Annotated in this window: 1 protein-coding gene, 1 tRNA gene and 1 pseudogene; 2 read left to right on the top strand and 1 reads right to left on the bottom strand. The window is 66.3% G+C overall.

What is annotated here, in order from left to right:
• Nucleotides 1–468 (bottom strand): tetratricopeptide repeat protein (locus D7W79_RS42170; protein ID WP_338078865.1); only part of this gene is annotated, 468 nt, incomplete at its 3' end.
• A gap of 205 nt (nt 469–673) precedes the next feature.
• On the opposite strand from D7W79_RS42170, the gene D7W79_RS42175 reads away from it, so the two are divergent.
• Together D7W79_RS42175 and D7W79_RS42180 are read left to right on the top strand one after the other, a co-directional pair.
• Nucleotides 674–749, top strand: a tRNA-Ala gene (locus tag D7W79_RS42175).
• A 96-nt stretch (nt 750–845) separates the two neighbouring features.
• A pseudogene (locus tag D7W79_RS42180) lies at nt 846–1,046 on the top strand (DUF2760 domain-containing protein); the annotation flags it as partial.

Below are 1,046 nucleotides of genomic sequence, written 5' to 3' on the forward strand. Positions count from 1 at the left end.
GGCCACGGGCGCGAGCACCGGGGTGGGCGCCGCGGGGCGCGGAATCTCCACCTTGTACTGCTGGAGGAGCGTGACGGTCTCCGGATCGCCGGGGTCCGCCTGGTAGGCCTTGAGGAGGTTGCCGCGGCCGACTTCAGCCTCGCCCCCCTTGATCTGCAGCACGCCCGCCATGCGCAGGGCGGCCTTGTCCTCGGGCTGGACCTGGAGCGCGCCCATCACTTCCTCGAGCGCCTTCTTGTCCTTGTTCTGCGCCGCGTAGACGCGGGCGAGGAGGAGGCGGGGGTCGGCCGCGGTCGGGTGCGCCTTGACGCCCTTCTTGCAGACGACCATCGCTTCCATGAAGCGGCCCAGGTCGAGGTACGCCTCCGCCAGGGGCTTGTACGCATCCGACGAGGGATCGGAAGCGAACGAATGTTCAAGCTTCGCGAGGTCGGAGGGGCTCAACGTCTTCGATGGGGAGGTGGACATGAACCAGAAGGGGGGCCCGGAAATGGCCGGGAAGGATGCGGTACCGGAAGGCGGTTTTTATGGCATCCACAGTGCGGCACGTCAATCGCAGGGTTGGTGGCGAAAACGAGCTGCTTGACAGCAAGGTGGGGCTCCGGTACTAGCCCACTCACTTCGCGGGACCCAACGCCCGCGAGGCGCAGCAGGCAGCAAGTAGTCCCCATATGGGGGTGTAGCTCAGTTGGGAGAGCGTCGCGTTCGCAATGCGAAGGTCGTCGGTTCGATCCCGTCCACCTCCACCATGAAGAAACGAAGGGCCTCACGGGAAACCGTGAGGCCCTTTGCATTTCAGGCCATTGGCGAATTGCAAAGGCTTCCGGCTTTGTTATCCGGGGCCGATGACCGACCCGTCCGCCTCCCTGTCGTTCTTCGCCCGCTTCTGGCTCGCCTGGCTGTGCTTCTGGCGCTGCCTCGTGTCCCGCGAATTCGCGCAGGCCGTGCTGCCGACCAGCCGCGCCTATGACGCTGGCCAGCTCAAGGAGCTTCCTTCCGGAGACACGGCGGCCCCACCGCCCGTGAAGACGCCGGCGGTCCAGGCC

The sequence above is a fragment of the Corallococcus exercitus genome (genome assembly GCF_003611585.1).
Classification (GTDB): Bacteria; Myxococcota; Myxococcia; order Myxococcales; family Myxococcaceae; genus Corallococcus; species Corallococcus exercitus.